The organism is Pseudoalteromonas sp. MMG005 (assembly GCF_018101015.1).
GTDB lineage: Bacteria > Pseudomonadota > Gammaproteobacteria > Enterobacterales > Alteromonadaceae > Pseudoalteromonas > Pseudoalteromonas aurantia.
In genome coordinates this window covers 101440-117934 of sequence record NZ_JAGJEK010000017.1, presented here as the reverse complement: position 1 = coordinate 117934, position 16495 = coordinate 101440, and the positions used below count along the sequence as shown (strand labels likewise).

The following is a 16495-nucleotide window of genomic DNA, read 5'->3' as shown; positions in this document are numbered from 1 at the left end:
CACCTTACATTACGTATGTATAAAAACCTTCCGTATTAAGGACATCCAAGATGAAAACCATAGCGTTTGTCATTGCCATGCTAATGAATTTAAAGTTGGTATACGCAACCCCTATGAGCTTATTCATAGAAAACCCGAAGGCAGTAGGAAGTACAAGCCGTATGAGTTATTTATTTTGGGATATTTATGATGCAACGCTCTATGCTCAAAATGGCCACTACGATGCTGCTAAACCATTTGCTTTAAAACTCAATTACTTAAGAGACTTGTCTGGACATGATATCGCTAACCGTTCGATTGATGAGATGGAAAAACAAGGTTTTAACAATCATCAAAAATTACAGCGATGGCGGGTTACTATGCAAAACATTTTTCCTGATGTTAAAAATGGCACTCAATTATTAGGTGTTAGAAATGCAGCCGGAGAAAGCGTTTTTTACAATGATGATCAGCTCATTGGTCAAGTCAGTGACACTGAGTTTACCACGCACTTTTTTGCCATTTGGCTTAACGAACGCACATCGGAGCCGATGATGAGAAAAGAATTATTGGCACTTGAGGAAGCACCATGAAAAAAGGGTTATTTGCTGCAACGCTATGTATGATAATCAGTGGCTGCGGTGTATCGATTAAAGGTGAGGTGTATGAAGATGCTACACCATATTTCGACCCATTCAAGTTTTTCAATTCAGACGTAAAAGCTTGGGGTATAGTACAAGATAGGTCCGGCCAACTCATACAGAGGTTCACCGTTAATATTCGCGGTAGCGTGAGCAACAATAATGTACTTACCCTTGATGAAACGTTCAAATACGGTGTCGGTAACGGCACACTAAAGCGAGTATGGAAAATTGAAAAAGACGGTGCTAAACAGTTTCGAGGCACTGCATCTGATATAAAAAATAACGCAACAGGCAGAGTGTACGGCAATGCCATGCAATGGAGTTACAACATGGAGCTACCGGTTAATAGTACAAGTTACACCGTACACTTTGACGACTGGATGTGGGCGTTTGATAGCGATACTATTGTAAACCGTTCTTATATCAGTAAGTTTGGCATCGTAATGGCCGAAGTAACCATCTTTATGCAAAAGCAACGCTCAACAAAAGACCCACATTAGTCGGTTTTTTTACAGTGTAAACGACGTATGTAATTCATGCTCACTTTGTTCTCCGGCACAAAAGTGAGCATGGCCAGATATGGTTTTCAGCTGTCCAATTCCACTGCCTGCAACAACCGTTAAAGAACCTTTGGCCTCGCCCTTTTCGAATTTCCCTTCATGAGATAGTGCAAACTGTCCGTTGCAGTTGTTGTATTCACCAGTAAAAACTTCTATTCCAGTAAAGACCGCACTGCCATCGGGCAAATAGCATAAACTATAATGCGTTATGGAGTTGCCTTGCAAAACACCTATATAGTGTTTTTTAATCGTGGCGCTGCGTATAGTCGTTTCATTCATGCTTTCTTTGCAGATATCACTCTCTTGCCAACTTTCTATGGTAAATTTTGTCATAACTTTTCCTATAATTCACGGTGTATGGCAAGATTACAAAACCTTCTCTGTTGGTAATTGTAAAAATGCGACAACTTAATACTCATTCCAAACCTAGTTCAGGCGTATACCATGCCAACAAAAGCACACTTAATTATAATCTAAAAAAGTATCAACCATCTGAAAACTTAAAACGTCTCGTTGATTGCTATTGGTTTGTATCATGGCAACTCGAATGTGGAGCTACTTGGATACAGCGAAATTTACCTAGCCCTAATATGCATTTAATTTTTGACCAGCAAAGTCTATATTGTACGGGTGTTATGACGCACGCATATGAAACGCCGTTACAGGGTAGCAAAACCTTAATTGGTGTGAAGTTTCGTGTCGGTGCACTCAATACAATACTTCCGTATCCTCATCAGGAGCTGCAAAATTTGCATTTTAATAGTGGTTTTCTTTTTGATGAATGCCAAAGTGATGCACTGCATAACACGGAAAATCATCAAATATGTATTACAACTCTCAACCAGCTTCTGTCACATCTTCCACAACCTGACGATTCACAAGAAAAAATGAATAGAACTTGGCAAATTCTAGCAAACAACCCCACCATAAATACCGTTGATCAATGGGCCAAGCAATCTCAATTGTCAGTCAGAACATTGCAAAGGCTATGTATTAAACATATTGGCCTAGCACCTAAATGGTTGCTCAGAAAGCAACGCTGTATACATGCTTTGCAACTGTTAGAAGAGGAAAAAATTGATATATATGATGTAATTACATTGCTCGGTCTCACCGACCAGGCTCATTTAATTAAAGAATTTAAAAAAATACTTGGCTTGACACCTAATCAATACCTCAAGCTGTAAAGGGGTTTTACATCTACTCCAACAAGTGCAATCGATTAAGCTGTTTTTCTAATGTGTTCATGTTAAAAGGCTTGATCACAAAGCCATTTACTTTCGCTAACAACGCTTGCTGTACTTTTTCTTTATCACTTTCGCAAGTCACCATTAGCAAAGGTGTATTCGCTAATATTCGATCTTGCCTGATCGCTTGCAATAATTGTAGTCCATCAATCTTAGGCATATTTAAATCAGAGATAACTAAATCATATGGCCGACTTTTTAGTAAGACCATTGCTTGATAACCATCAACCGCCTCATCAATATCTTTAAACCCAACGTGGCGTAACATATTTATCATCACATGTCGCATAGATGCCATATCATCAACTACGAGTATACGCATTGGGCCTCCTTACCTAGATTAAAAACAAACGATTATGAGCGAGCTAAAACTTAGTAGATAATGAGTGTAGCCTATATCTCCTATCTTGAAAGTAAGCGATAACATTGAATTCAAATATTAATCTCTGCGCTTTAAAAGCAATGCTAAGATAGCAAGTCAATGTATTAAAAAGTTGTGTATCAAATTTTAGTCAAAGCAGATATGAGACAATAATAGAAAGATGTAATGCGTGACATTTGCACGTTTTACGGATTAAATAGCGTAGTACGATGAATAACCACACAAGGGTAAACCAAGTAATGACATGTGATGATCATGATTTTATTGAAATAGCTTGCCTGTATAACTATTCAATCAAAATAACAACTCGCTCGGCGGATAACTACCAAGGTAGGGCCCTTGATACACAATATAATCAGCAACGACAACAGTGCATATGCATAGTATGTGATGAACAACCCATACTCATTGAATTAGACACTATCGCAGAAATACACGTATTGACGCCTAATCCCCACTTCAACTACCTACGAGTTTAATGGCAATTCCATAAACACACTTAACGAATTGTCACGATACAAACCAAACCTTTCACATCGAGAAAACCCGAGACTTTCATACAAGTTGATCGCTTCTGTTTGTTTACTACCGGTTTCTAATCGCATAAGGGGAATTTGTGCTTCGCCAGCATAATGTAAAAGTGTTTGCATTATACGACGAGATAACCCTTTACCACGGTAACTCGGCTTCACATATAACCGTTTAAGCTCTCCGTACAGGGTATTATCAAACTGCTTTACAATTGCACCACACGCAACGATGCCATCATCGTTCATTAAGCCAATGCCATGTACGTTCGGTTGTTTTAATTCTGGTAATTCAAGTGACTGTGCACTTGCCACGGGATATAAGGAATTCATTAATCGATCTATTTCTGAGAATAATTCAATAACATGGCTATCTTCAGGGTTTAAATCAACTAATTGCATATACTCACTCAACTCAGTGTTTAACGAAACATTCCAAATGTGAGGACAAACTATACCGACATAATAGTGAGTAACAAGTAAAATAAGTTTAAATTTGTAACCTTTTACTACGCATCGCTATCGACACTAAAATAGCAAATATAAAACAACAACTTACTTACAAAAAGTGGTTTTCTAAAGCTTTCTTCAAGTATTTTTGCATGTCATCTCGATGAAACTTACGGACGTTATAACTTTGCTCTAAATGTATAAACCGCTTCGACGAGGCCGTAGAGCTTGTCGAACATATATTGGCAGACCCATTGGTGTACCGCGCTTGTACATTCCAAGTTCCGCCCAAGCTTTTTGTATCATTACCATATACGCATGCTGCAATTTTACCATCCTCTTCAACAGCTCGGCGTAATGAGTGCAAAATACTTTGCTCATTCTCGGTTGTGTTGTAATTCACACTTTCACTCAAATTAAGCATGAGATCATTGTTTGTCATACACTGATTTTGCAACTTAGCAAGCGTTGTCTTCCCAAAGCCATGGTACTGAATAAAAACTGAGTTATCGTCAAAGTCACTCATGTATTTGTGTACCACGTTGAAATATGAGTCGGTTTGATGTGCCACATCGCTGGCTTCATAATGCCCATTTGTGCACGAACTTAATGCGTGACTACTGTCTCTACGCGTACCGGCAAGCATCAATAATTTAGTTTCAGTAAATAGAAATGCATCAATGGCTTGCGTACCTGTAAATGAGTCTCTTTTGGGGTGTGGCGCTTGTAAAATAGCGTTTAATCCATTTGGGTTATAAATGTACGTACCACCACCACGGAAATCTGCACTTGGTAATGTGGCACGCTCTTGCAATAAATAATATGTGGTTTGTGTATTGGTATCAAAAAACTGTGCTACGTCATATCCAATTGGCGCGACTAACTCTTGGGCTAGCGGGTAGTTTTGCGAAATAAAAGCTGCAAATCCGGCCTCAAACTGCTGTTGTTCATGAAGACTTGGTTGTACCCATTTATCATCCGATTTAGAGCCGTAATTTATGGCCTTTAAATGCTTAGCCAGCTCTCCCGACATTACTTTATGTGCATAACTTGGAAAGCTCAGTAACGTCACTAATAATAAAACCAGTGTCGTTAAAACAATACTCGGCAACGAACTTCGACCATACGGTGTGAATGAAAAAGACGGATACAAAGCCATTAAGACCTCCAACAGTATAATTAGCTATCAAAAGTGACATATAGCAATTTTCCTGCTCCATGAGGCTTGCCAAAACAATCCTTTGTATTAGTTTTTTATTTTTTAGTATGTCAAAAGTTGCACCATTTGTATCAAAATAAATCCCATTGTTCTAGTTAAAATAATAAAAATGACTTTTTAGTATTAGTTTTTATATACCTAAAATAAAAACAAACACACAACTTCGATAATAAATTCATAACCCTACACACAGGTCTGACCAAAGAGGCCATTATCTATAACCCTCTCTCATTTGTACCTAAAAACAAAGGCAGACTTAGAAAGTATTAAAACTTCTGAGGCGTTTTGTAGGTAAACACTGTTACCCTGTTGGCTGTAACCCAACTATTTAGAAATATACGAATTGCACAGTGGCAGAACCTTTATGTTGAACTATCTTTTTGTATAAATAACTCATTTATATACGTGGTTTTCCATGATATTTACTTCAAGGACTGATCGCTTAAATCAAATAGCGATACAATCAAAGTTAAGTTTAATCGAACATAGTCAATCCATTATTGAAGTCAACAATGCTGGAAATGTCATTCACCTTAGCCAGCATTTCTTATCCCTAACCGGCTATCTTGATACTGACTTAATCGGTTCGCCCATCAAGGCGGTATTGCAAGGTTTCGAGCACACAAGCTCGAATACATCACCCTGTGAATTTAAAGTAGCCACAAAAGCAGGCCGCACTCTTTGGTTTAGCGTCACCTCAACAGAGCCAACTGACAGCTCACTTGGGGATAAAATAATACTCATACTGTTTGATATTTCGTCATACAAAGAACAACAAATTGATAGCAATGGACAAATTACAGCCATAGATAAATCACAAGCTGTAATAGAGTTCGACTTAAACGGAAATATTTTAAAAGCAAACGATAACTTTCTGAGTACCATGGGGTATGAACGTCATCAAGTCATTGGCCAACATCATAGTATGTTTGCCGAGCAAGACTACGCAAAAAGCGAGCAATACCGTGACTTTTGGCGTAACTTAAAACAAGGACAATATTACTCAGGAGAATTTAAGCGACTAGCTAAAGGCAACAAAGAAATATGGATACACGCAACTTACAATCCGATTTTTGATAGCGAAAATAAACCTTTTAAGGTTGTAAAATACGCCTCAGATATAACCGCGAGCAAATTACAAGCGGCCGACTATGAAGGTCAACTTAATGCAATTAGTACATCTCAAGCGGTGATAGAATTTGCGATGGATGGCACAATCATTTCTGCTAATGAAAACTTTTTAGCTACAACGGGGTATACGCTTGATGAAATAGTGGGGCAACATCATAAAATATTTTTAGACCCGCAATATGCCCAAAGCGATGAATACCACACTTTTTGGGCGCAATTAAACGCAGGACAATTTAGCTCTGGAGAATTTAAAAGATTAGACAAGAATGCACGAGAAATATGGATACAAGCTTCCTATAACCCTATTTTTGACTTAAGTGGTAAACCTTTTAAAGTAGTTAAATATGCCGCAGATATTACAGAACAAAAACAATTAACCGCAAACTTTAAAGGTCAACTTGAAGCAATCAATAGATCTCAAGCAGTCATTGAATTTAACATGGATGGCACCATACTGACCGCGAACGACAACTTTTTGTCTGCTATGGGTTACACCCTCGATGAAATACAAGGCCAACATCATAGTATATTTGCCGAGCCAAGTTACGCCAATAGTCAAGAGTATCGTGATTTTTGGTCTTCATTGAAGCAAGGTAAATTTCATTCAGGCGAGTATAAACGCCTCGGAAAAGGTAAAAAAGAAATCTGGATCCAAGCAACATACAATCCAATTTTTAATTCTGATAACCAACCCATAAAAGTCGTAAAGTTCGCCACCGATATCACAGAACAAAAGACCAAAAGCGCAAACTATGAAGGGCAGCTCAGTGCAATAAATAAATCACAAGCTGTTATCGAGTTTAATTTGGACGGCACCATACTTCATGCCAATGACAACTTTTTGAAAACCACCCAATACCGCTTAGAAGAAATTCAAGGAAAGCATCATCGTATATTTGTCGACCCAGACTATGCTGTTAGCAATGAATACAGTTTATTTTGGCAAAAATTAAATCAGGGTCAATTCGATAGCGGAGAATACAAGCGACAGGCTAAAGATGGCACTGATATCTGGATCCAAGCATCGTACAACCCCATCTTGGATACCAACGGTAAACCTTTTAAAATTGTTAAATACGCAACCGATATCACGGCGAGAAAGTTAGCAATAAAGAGTATTAAAGATGCCATCATCTCTCTTTCTGAAGGCCACTTATCTCATCAAATACATGATGATTTAGGGAATGAATTCAATATATTAAAAGACGCGATGAATGGGCTTACACGCAACCTAAACAACATGATTCATGAGATCACCGCAGCATCAAACAATGTATTCCAAGGTGCACAAAACATCGCGACTGACAGCGAAGAGTTAAGTAAACGTATTGAGCGCCAAGCATCTAGTTTAGAAGAAACGGCATCCACCATGGAACAATTAACCGCAACCGTGCAACAAAATGCTAAAAGCACCCAAGATGTCTCTGCACGCACTGAGCTTACGATGGAGAAGGCGTCACAAGGTGGTGAAACCGTGTCAAACGCGGTATCTGCCATGTCTGATATTGAAGCATGTAGTAACAGAATATCCGATATTATCGGAGTAATTAATGAAATCGCTTTTCAAACAAACCTACTTGCACTCAATGCCTCTGTTGAAGCTGCTAGAGCAGGGGAGGCAGGTAGAGGCTTTGCAGTAGTTGCAAGTGAAGTGCGCAATTTAGCACAACGAAGTGCATCAGCAGCCAAAGAAATTAAAAATTTAATTGAAGATAGCAGCTTAGCGGTTTCCAAAGGCAGTGAGTTGGTAGTGACATCCGGTGAACGCTTCAAAGAATTGACCCTCGTCGTTCAGGAAGTTAATAGTATGATTATGGATATCGCTCGTGCAGGTAAAGAACAATCTGATGGTGTTGTAGCCGTTTCATCTACCGTAGCCCAACTTGATAGTTTAACTCAAAAGAACATGCAATTGGTTGAACAATCAACCCAAGCTGGACAAGAAATGCGAGAACAAGCACGATATCTTTTACAACAAATATCAACATTTAATACATCACAAAACCAGGAATTATTGCCTGCTCCTGCGCCACCAAAAATGTTCCAATTGGTCTCTGGTAATTCATAATGAACTGCCATACTTTTGAGCAACAGTGGGGCACTGATGAGGTGCTCAATTTAAGGAGTGTATAAGCGTATTTATTTATCTCGCACCGTATATTAACGTGATTTTATTTTTGTTTTAGTTTAAATTTGGATTAAGTAACGTTAGTAATACGGCTTATGCGCCACAAAAGAAGGGTTTTAAAAGACTATGTTTCAAGGCTTAAATGACATGGATGACTGCTGGGTACTTGTGGTCGATGACTCATCTTTAATGCGCCAACTACTGGTGAGTTGCTTAAGAAGCGTGTGTAAAGTAACAGCCGTTGAATCCGCGGAAGAGGCAATTCGTGTCTGCCAAGATTCTCAACCTGATTTGGTATTAATGGACTGGGTATTAGAAGGAATGTCAGGTATTGAAGCATGCCAAACAATGCAAGATATTTCAGAACTTTCTGAAATTCCAGTTATTTTTGTCACATCGAACACCAGCGAAGCCAACCAAGAACTTTGTTGGTCTTCTGGTGCTGTCGACTTTGTACCAAAACCAATAGTCCCAAAAACATTACAAAACCGAGTAAAAACACACTTAAAGTACAAGCTACAAACTGATTTATTAAAAAAATATTCTTTTGTCGACGGTTTAACAGGTATCTACAATCGCCGCTTCTTCGATATGGAAATAGTACGGTTACTTAAGCAAACAACCCGATTACAGCAGCCGTTTGCCGCAATGATGATTGATATTGATTTTTTTAAGAAATACAATGACGAATACGGCCACTTACAAGGAGATGATGTACTGAAACAAGTTGCCGTTACACTGAAAAACCAAATAAAAAGACCCATAGATACGGTTTTTAGGTACGGAGGGGAAGAGTTCATTGTGCTATTACCCAACACCTCTCAAAACGGCGCCAAAAGTATTGCCAACCAACTTGTCTCAGCAATTAAAAATCTGTCAATAATAAACATCGGTTCGCCTATGGAAGTAGTGACAGTGAGTGTGGGTATGACCTTTTTAGCTGAAAGTCAGCGATGTGATACCAAACAGTTACTAAGTCGCGCCGATGCTGCATTATATAACGCGAAAGAAACAGGTCGAAATAAGTTTTCAATCTTAAATGAATAGTTGTGTGAGTTAATTAGAACCAACAGTAGGAAGCAATTATGCATATTATATATCGGGTTATGATTCTATTTTTGCTGCTTATAGCGGCACTATCAAGCTATAGTGCTGGAATTAAAAGCGGTTTTTTTATTTTTATAATCTGCGGCTTTACTTTTGAAGCCATGTTCTGGTGGAAATTATTTCCAAAAAAACGTTCGTGACAATTCGTCCCCTCGCCAGATATAAGCACATAATTTAAGAGAACCCACTTTTGTGAGCTCTCTTCAAAACTTATTTAATCTTATTGCTTAACAGGGAAGCCTCGGTCACGCATTAGTGCGCTAACATCCGCATCTCGTCCACGAAACAAACGATAAGCTTGAGCTGGATCCATCGCATTTCTGACCGAAAATAGGTGTTTAACCAACTTTTCTGCCAGTGCTTCATCATAAAATCCACCTGGCGCATCAGCAAACGCCTCAGCAGCATCTGAAGTTAAAACCTCAGCCCACAAGTATCCATAATATGCTGCTGCATATCCTTCACTTGAAAAAATATGCCCAAAGTGAGTGCTGCGATGACGCATTACCAACTCCGCAGGCATACCCAACTTTGTCAGTTGCTCTTTTTCAAATTTAGCAGGGTCAATCTTTGTCGGATCCGTACTATGATATAACAAGTCCATTATTGCTGAACCCATATACTCAGTTGTTGAGAAGCCTTGATTAAAGGTTGCTGACTTCTTAATCTTAGCGACCAGCTCTTTGGGTATCGGTTTACCCGTTTCATGATGCACTAAGAATTGATTAATCACTTCATCAGTTGTTAACCAACGCTCAAGTAGCTGTGATTGAAACTCAGTGTAATCACGCACTCCAGAATGTGATTGAGGATAGACAACATCAGCAGATAAAAAATGTAATGCATGACCAAATTCATGGAAGTACGTTTGTGCATCAGACCAAGAAATTAATGTTGCCTTACCTTCTGGCCCTTTTACAAAGTTAGAGTTGTTCGTGCTCAACACATTAGTTTCACCATCCATCGTGGTATAACTTCTAAATGTATTTGCCCAAGCACCTGAACGCTTTCCTTTTCTCGCAAATGGATCTAAATACCATAATCCGACATGTTTACCTGACGCCTTATCTTTTACTTCCCAGACACGTACATCATCGTGATACACAGGCACCGAACCATCTACTACCTCTGAAAACTCAAAATTAAACAGTCGCCCAGCGACATAAAACATTGCCTCTCGGAGTTTATCGAGTTGTAAGTATTGCTTCACTTCATTTGAATCTAAAGCATACTTGTCTTTACGTACTTTTTCTGAGTAAAAGCGATAATCCCAAGGTTCAATTGTTATTTTTACCTCTTCTTTATCCGCTATCGCCTGCATATCTGCAACTTCTTCCTTTACGCGAGCAACAGCCGCAGGCCAAACTTGGTCCATTAATGCCTTAGCATTCTCTGGTGTTTTCGCCATTCTATCTTCTAAACGCCATTGTGCGTAGTTCTCGTACCCCAACAACTGTACTCGTTCATGGCGTAACGTTAAGATTTCTTTAATTATTGCATTATTATCATATTGATCGCCATTCCCACCTCGATTGTAATAATTTTTCCATACCTGCTCTCTAAGTGAGCGCTCTGTTGAGTAGGTTAAAAACGGATCCATAGATGAACGAGAGTTTGTTATTGCATATTGACCAACTTTGCCTCGCTCCGCAGCTGCCGCTGCCGCACCTACCACAAATGACTCCGGTAAACCTGATAATTGAGATGCATTTAAATAAACAACATAGCTTTCCTCATCAGCGAGGACATTACTAGAAAACTTCGTTTGCAAAGAGGCTAATTGCTGATTAATTTCTGCGTAACGTAATTTTGCATTACCTTGCAATGTAGCACCATTTCGAGCAAAGCTATTATAAGTTAGCCAAGTAATACGCTGCTGCTCAGGTGTTAATACTTTATACTCATCACTATTAAAAACCGCTTTAACACGATTAAATAACTTACTATTTTGTATTATTTTTGAGTCATACACCGAAAGCTTAGGCGCTATTTCTTTTTGCAATTCACGCGCTTCAGCCGATGACTTATTATTTCTCCAAATACCATAATACGTAAAAACGCGATCTAAGCTTTTCCCTGCTCGCTCTAATTCTGCAATGGTGTTATCAAATGTTGGTGATGCAAGGTTGTTTGCTATTTTATCTACATCAGCCAAATGTTCAGCCATCCCCATTTCTAATGCAGGCTTCAAATCTACAAGGTTCATCTTGTCGAACTGTGGAACGCCCTGAAATGGGCCTGAGAATTCTTGTAATAGAACATTTGAATAATTCGCTTTTTTCACCATATCAGTCCCTTGTGATTCTGACGTATTGTTACAGCCACTTAAGCCGATAACAACAGCAACACTTAGCGCCGTTATTGTTGATTTAATCATATTGTTCTCTTTCAATTTAGTTATGTCTACAACCTTCAATGGCCGTTAGTCTAATATCACTATCAAAACATGCAATCAATTCGCGGCAAAAGCCAATTTATCGCGTTCAATAAAAATGACTGTTGCAATTGTCCTCATATTGATGCAACTTAGTAAGAAACTGATCTTGGTATAAATATGGAAATCGGTATATTTATATATGACAATGTTGAAGTACTCGATTTTTGTGGGCCTTTTGAGGTGTTTTGCACTGCTAACCGCTTTACTGAACAACACATCAATGTCAGTTTAATCGCACCAACTCATTCCCCTGTAAAAGCAAGGGGAGGACTGAGTGTCAACCCCCATTACAGTATTCATGGTCACCCGAAATTCGAATTACTCATCGCTGCAGGAGGTATACACACAGGTATCATAAAAAACCCCACAGTCCTTCGATGGCTGGCCGAAACAGCGAGGCACACTCCCGCATGCGCATCAGTGTGTACAGGCGTATTTCTTTTTGCCCAAGCAGGTATTATTGATGGAAAAAAGGTTACCACGCACTGGAGTGATACGAGTGAACTCCAACATAGTTACCCAGAACTAGAAGTTATAAAAAACCAACGCTTTGTTATAGATCAAAATTTTACTAGCTCTGCGGGGATAGCTGCGGGGATAGATATGAGCTTATCAATTATTCAATCTAAGTTTGGTAAAGGCATAGCCCATAAAACTGCACGGCAGATGGGCTATGATTGGCTTCCGTAAACATAAATCATATCAACAGCGCGCAAAACAACTACTTCAGCTGGCTTTGACATGACGCATACTATCGATCCTTTTATTGACTCGTATTAACTCTTCTAGCATTTTGTTATACGTCGCCTCATAAATAGCAATCGTTGGTTGTGTACAAGCATCCTCTTCAAGCACTACCGCCAGCGAGAATAGCTTTTCTGCACCTACATCTCCTGATTGACCTCTAATCGCATGTGCTAAATGTTTAATTTCTTCGTGCGCTTCGTTCTTTATTGCCAGTGCTATTTCATCAAACTTGGTAGGGGCGTCAGCCAAAAATAACTCACAAACCATTAAATACAGTGATTTATCACCTTGCATGCGCTCTAATGCATCTTCAATGTTGAGGGTTTGCTCATCTTCAAGCACTTCCAAAAAGGTCGTGGAACTTTCTATTCCACGCTCAATATCATCAGAGATATATAGTATCAATGTACTGAACAAGTTATCGGGATTTACCGGCTTAGTGATGTAATTATTCATGCCGATAGACAAACAGCGCTCTCTTTCACCCGACATAGTACCTGCAGTCATCGCAATGATAGGTATATTTCGGTAATGCTCTGTGCCTTTTCCTGCGCGAACGGCACTCGTCGCTTCATAACCATCCATTAATGGCATGTTACAATCCATCAAAATTGCCATAATCTCCAAAGACTGGGCTGATGCCACATTGAGCTTATCTAATAAATCAATTCCAGAATTTGCCATCAATACATCGATACCTTGTGACACCAACATTCCTTTTGCTACCTCAAGATTAATTTGATTATCATCTACCACCATAACAACCTTTCCTTTCAGCGCTCGGTACTGTTCGGGCTCTTGCGGATGAGGCTGATTGTCTTCTATCAAATCAAACATGATATTCGCTTTATCTTTATTAATTAATACCAATACATCGAGATAACGTATTGGTTTGGCCACACTCGCACGAACATTAGCTGGCACAATACAATTCATCGCATCATAAAATACACAGCAACGTTTACTTGCCAACGGATGTTTAATATGTCGTTCCATAGCACTACTTGGTGCATCAATAAACCAATAATCAGCGTTATCTTGGTGCGTTACTTCGCCTGAAAAACGGGTCGTTAGCTTTTCTAAAAACTGAACGAATTCAGGAGATGGGCTTTCAATGTAAACACGAGTACCTGATAATACAGGCATAACATGAAGTGGTTTGGCACTTTCAATAGGGTAGGGCAACCGCAATATAAACTCACTCCCACAACCTTTCTCTGAAGAAAAAGAGATATCTCCTCCCATCAGTTTACACAGTTGTTTACAAATAGATAATCCAAGGCCAGTACCACCATATTGACTTGTGATTGTTGCAGATTCTTGAGAAAATGCTTGAAACAACTTATTATAATTGTCTTTCGAAATGCCAACGCCCGTATCACGCACATTTATTTCAAGCCAAACATATTCGCTATCTGTCACCGTTTTTGCAACTACATATACGCCACCTTTTTCCGTGAACTTAATTGCATTACTTAACAGATTATATAACACCTGCTTCAATCTACTCGCATCACCAAATAGTCCTAAATACTCAATATCTAGAGCATCTAATTGATAATCTAATTGCTTTTCTTGTGCTTTTACCCCTATAGATGAAGTGACATGTTCCAACAAAGAAATAGGATCAAACAATTCACTATCTAGCTCCAGTTTCCCAGCTTCAATTTTCGATAAATCCAAAATATCATTAATTAAACTCGTTAATGTTTGTGCACTGGTTTTCATCATATCTAAGTAACTCTTTTGTTGTTTAGATACGACATCTCTACACACCAAGTTTAATGTGCCCAGAATGCCATTGAGGGGGGTTCTCATTTCATGGCTAATACTTGAGATGAATGAGCTTTTTATGTTGGACGCTTCCTCAGCTCGTTTTTTCGCACTTTCAAGCTCTGCAGTTCGCTCTGTGACTTGCTGCTCTAGTAATGCATTATTATTCTTAATCTTGTCTTTGGCCTTATTCTGAGCGGTCACATCTGTAATGAATAAAGCAAACCCTTTTATCGTTGTATTGGCATTTCGAATGGGAGAAATAGTAAACTCAAGGTCAATAACCTGCGCTTCTTCACGCTCTAAAGTGACCTCTAAAGGGCGAATTACTTGACTTTTACTGACTTGATTTAATACATGGTGGAAAAAATCCTGTTCCACATACGGCTCTAAGATTTTATACCCAATACCAATATTGCGCGCCAATTCAGGAAAAAACCGCTCCGCGGTGCGATTAAAACTGGTTATTTGTAGCTTCGTATTAAAACCAATAATGCCACCAGAAGCCCCATCAATAATATCTGCAAATTCTGACTGAGTGTCGATAAGTTTTTGAGAGCTTTTAAAGTAGAACCATACAATTGTCAAAACAATCACAAAGATCAAACTCAGCACCACAAGTAAACCATAAGTACTCAATCTCTTTTCAAATAGTAATTCTGTGTACGTTGAAATAGGCATAGCCACCATAATTTTAATTAAACCATGCTGGTCACTCGATGATGTTCTTAAAACTCCCTCTTTTGAAATAAACTGCTGCTTTTCATCCTTCTTTAACGTGACAAGAGATAGGCCGCCATACAGCCAAGGCTCTTTTGAGTATAAGGATTGCCATGTTGTATTCGGACTCAGATCACGGCTAAAGCGCAATGCCTCGTCAAAATGATAAATGAAATGACCTGTTTGGGTTAACAGTAATAACTGTAACGCTGGTTCAACGTTGCTGTATAGATTTTGTAGTAACTCTTCGGCATTGAGGTTTAATACCAGTACAGCAAGTAATACGTTATCATCATTATAAACAGGTAACGCAAACCTTAACGTAGGCTCGATAGGATGTACTATTTTACCACGCTCTTTATTTAGATCTAATTGAGATACATACAAGCTTCTTTCATTTAATTTTAGCGTTTCAGTAAAGTAATCTTTGCTTGCTTTATTTTGTAATTTAGGTTCAAGTTGTACTTTAACAACACCACCGAAACGATCAACCCTGACCAGCTCATCACCATCGCTGCTATCAATTAACCTCAATTGCCGAATATCAGTATACGTGTGCATCATTGACTGAAAAATAGTACTTAAGCGCTCTTTCCAACGTGTTACAGTTATACCATCAACGGGGTCTACCCCTTCATTCAACAACGCTCGGGAAACGCCTTGTATCGGTGGGGTATCTAACAAAAAAAATAAAAAATCACTATTTATTTGGATATATTCAGATAAATGCTGTTTTTTATTTTTCAATAAAAATGTCAAAGACTCATCAACACTGTGTTGGGCCTCACGTTGAATTTTCTGTTCAAAAAAGAACAAAGATATGATCAGCGTACCAATTAGCACCAACAAGATGAATGGTACCGACATCCGCTTAAGTCGCATTGCGTAACGAGAGTACATATATTCCTTCAAACCTGCTAACAACATCCCTGATGATGCTGACTTACTGCACAACCTACTCAGTCAATACCATCTAATTCTAACTACACTTTAGGATATATAGATCAATTTACAACTATACAGATTGAACAATTCTAATATAAAGCCACACTTGCTCATTTTGGTTTCTATAGTTAGGACATACATTAAGATTTGATGCTAACTCTTACCGACAGTACTGCACATTCATCAAACCGGTTACTCATTTAAAAATTCACGTAATGTCTTACCCATCTATTAATAACAGCATTAGCGCTACACTCTTATACTAAGTCAACATTTTCTTATCGTGCATTTTTTGCAAAAGTGCCAAACACAGCAGCTTACGACCGTAAAACACACATTCATCACGTGTTATGTAAAAAATGATTCTGTCTAAATCACAGGTCAATTAACGGAGTATTGATGAATCCCCCCATACAGAGTCCTTAAGTGTGTAGGTCAAGCAACAACATTATGTCAATACACTTAACTTAAAGCCCTATATTTCAGCATCCTAGTGTAT

The 16495-nt window shown here is 38.7% G+C and carries 13 protein-coding genes; 7 read left to right on the top strand and 6 right to left on the bottom strand.

Features of this window, described 5'->3' with window-relative positions; translation table 11 throughout:
- Positions 1 to 50: 50 nt before the first annotated feature.
- The gene (locus J8M01_RS14700) at positions 51 to 572 is read left to right on the top strand and encodes a chalcone isomerase family protein (protein WP_211058496.1); all 522 of its coding nucleotides are present in this window, start codon (positions 51 to 53) and stop codon (positions 570 to 572) included.
- Positions 569 to 1123, top strand: a complete 555-nt coding sequence (locus J8M01_RS14695; protein WP_211058495.1) for a DUF3833 family protein — start codon at positions 569 to 571, stop codon at positions 1121 to 1123. Before J8M01_RS14700 ends, J8M01_RS14695 begins: the two co-directional genes overlap by 4 nt.
- Positions 1124 to 1132: 9 nt before the next feature.
- On the opposite strand, the gene J8M01_RS14690 is transcribed toward J8M01_RS14695, so the two are convergent.
- On the bottom strand, positions 1133 to 1516 hold the full coding sequence (locus J8M01_RS14690) for a DUF3224 domain-containing protein (protein ID WP_211058494.1): 384 nt from the start codon (positions 1514 to 1516) through the stop codon (positions 1133 to 1135).
- A 65-nt stretch (positions 1517 to 1581) separates the two neighbouring features.
- Between J8M01_RS14690 and J8M01_RS14685 the strand changes: the two genes are divergently transcribed.
- Positions 1582 to 2370 carry an AraC family transcriptional regulator gene (locus J8M01_RS14685; protein ID WP_211058493.1) on the top strand — a complete coding sequence of 263 codons (789 nt, stop codon included), beginning with the start codon at positions 1582 to 1584 and terminating at the stop codon, positions 2368 to 2370.
- Between the two features lie 13 nt (positions 2371 to 2383).
- On the opposite strand, the gene J8M01_RS14680 is transcribed toward J8M01_RS14685, so the two are convergent.
- On the bottom strand, positions 2384 to 2752 hold the full coding sequence (locus tag J8M01_RS14680) for a response regulator (protein ID WP_192509376.1): 369 nt from the start codon (positions 2750 to 2752) through the stop codon (positions 2384 to 2386).
- Between the two features lie 269 nt (positions 2753 to 3021).
- Between J8M01_RS14680 and J8M01_RS14675 the strand changes: the two genes are divergently transcribed.
- Entirely contained in the window at positions 3022 to 3291 is a 270-nt protein-coding gene (locus J8M01_RS14675) for a Rho-binding antiterminator (RefSeq protein WP_211058492.1), read from the top strand.
- Here J8M01_RS14675 and J8M01_RS14670 read toward each other — a convergent pair.
- Positions 3280 to 3741, bottom strand: coding sequence for a GNAT family N-acetyltransferase (locus J8M01_RS14670; protein ID WP_192509374.1), 462 nt, complete (start codon positions 3739 to 3741; stop codon positions 3280 to 3282). The two genes, J8M01_RS14675 and J8M01_RS14670, sit on opposite strands and share 12 nt — an antisense overlap.
- Before the next feature lie 157 nt (positions 3742 to 3898).
- Positions 3899 to 4948 (bottom strand): hypothetical protein, encoded by a 1050-nt coding sequence (locus J8M01_RS14665; RefSeq protein ID WP_192509373.1) that lies wholly within the window; start codon positions 4946 to 4948, stop codon positions 3899 to 3901.
- 475 nt (positions 4949 to 5423) lie between these two features.
- Between J8M01_RS14665 and J8M01_RS14660 the strand changes: the two genes are divergently transcribed.
- Positions 5424 to 8207 (top strand): methyl-accepting chemotaxis protein, encoded by a 2784-nt coding sequence (locus tag J8M01_RS14660; RefSeq protein ID WP_211058491.1) that lies wholly within the window; start codon positions 5424 to 5426, stop codon positions 8205 to 8207.
- 186 nt (positions 8208 to 8393) lie between these two features.
- Complete coding sequence (locus tag J8M01_RS14655; RefSeq protein ID WP_211058490.1) at positions 8394 to 9314, top strand: diguanylate cyclase; 921 nt, start codon at positions 8394 to 8396, stop codon at positions 9312 to 9314.
- 280 nt (positions 9315 to 9594) lie between these two features.
- On the opposite strand, the gene J8M01_RS14650 is transcribed toward J8M01_RS14655, so the two are convergent.
- Positions 9595 to 11751 (bottom strand): M3 family metallopeptidase, encoded by a 2157-nt coding sequence (locus J8M01_RS14650; RefSeq protein WP_211058489.1) that lies wholly within the window; start codon positions 11749 to 11751, stop codon positions 9595 to 9597.
- Positions 11752 to 11928: 177 nt separating this feature from the next.
- Here J8M01_RS14650 and J8M01_RS14645 point away from each other — a divergent pair, with 177 nt between their 5' ends.
- On the top strand, positions 11929 to 12501 hold the full coding sequence (locus tag J8M01_RS14645) for a DJ-1/PfpI family protein (protein WP_211058488.1): 573 nt from the start codon (positions 11929 to 11931) through the stop codon (positions 12499 to 12501).
- Positions 12502 to 12537: 36 nt separating this feature from the next.
- On the opposite strand, the gene J8M01_RS14640 is transcribed toward J8M01_RS14645, so the two are convergent.
- The gene (locus tag J8M01_RS14640) at positions 12538 to 15951 is read right to left on the bottom strand and encodes an ATP-binding protein (RefSeq protein WP_211058487.1); all 3414 of its coding nucleotides are present in this window, start codon (positions 15949 to 15951) and stop codon (positions 12538 to 12540) included.
- Positions 15952 to 16495: the final 544 nt, after the last annotated feature.

Coding starts and splice junctions, on each gene's coding strand:
- J8M01_RS14655 (WP_211058490.1), top strand. CDS start 8,394: ATGTTTCAAGGCTTAAATGACATGGATGACTGCTGGGTACTTGTGGTC.
- J8M01_RS14665 (WP_192509373.1), bottom strand. CDS start 4,948: ATGGCTTTGTATCCGTCTTTTTCATTCACACCGTATGGTCGAAGTTCG.
- J8M01_RS14675 (WP_211058492.1), top strand. CDS start 3,022: ATGAATAACCACACAAGGGTAAACCAAGTAATGACATGTGATGATCAT.
- J8M01_RS14660 (WP_211058491.1), top strand. CDS start 5,424: ATGATATTTACTTCAAGGACTGATCGCTTAAATCAAATAGCGATACAA.
- J8M01_RS14690 (WP_211058494.1), bottom strand. CDS start 1,516: ATGACAAAATTTACCATAGAAAGTTGGCAAGAGAGTGATATCTGCAAA.
- J8M01_RS14680 (WP_192509376.1), bottom strand. CDS start 2,752: ATGCGTATACTCGTAGTTGATGATATGGCATCTATGCGACATGTGATG.
- J8M01_RS14650 (WP_211058489.1), bottom strand. CDS start 11,751: ATGATTAAATCAACAATAACGGCGCTAAGTGTTGCTGTTGTTATCGGC.
- J8M01_RS14645 (WP_211058488.1), top strand. CDS start 11,929: ATGGAAATCGGTATATTTATATATGACAATGTTGAAGTACTCGATTTT.
- J8M01_RS14695 (WP_211058495.1), top strand. CDS start 569: ATGAAAAAAGGGTTATTTGCTGCAACGCTATGTATGATAATCAGTGGC.
- J8M01_RS14700 (WP_211058496.1), top strand. CDS start 51: ATGAAAACCATAGCGTTTGTCATTGCCATGCTAATGAATTTAAAGTTG.
- J8M01_RS14640 (WP_211058487.1), bottom strand. CDS start 15,951: ATGTACTCTCGTTACGCAATGCGACTTAAGCGGATGTCGGTACCATTC.
- J8M01_RS14685 (WP_211058493.1), top strand. CDS start 1,582: ATGCGACAACTTAATACTCATTCCAAACCTAGTTCAGGCGTATACCAT.
- J8M01_RS14670 (WP_192509374.1), bottom strand. CDS start 3,741: ATGCAATTAGTTGATTTAAACCCTGAAGATAGCCATGTTATTGAATTA.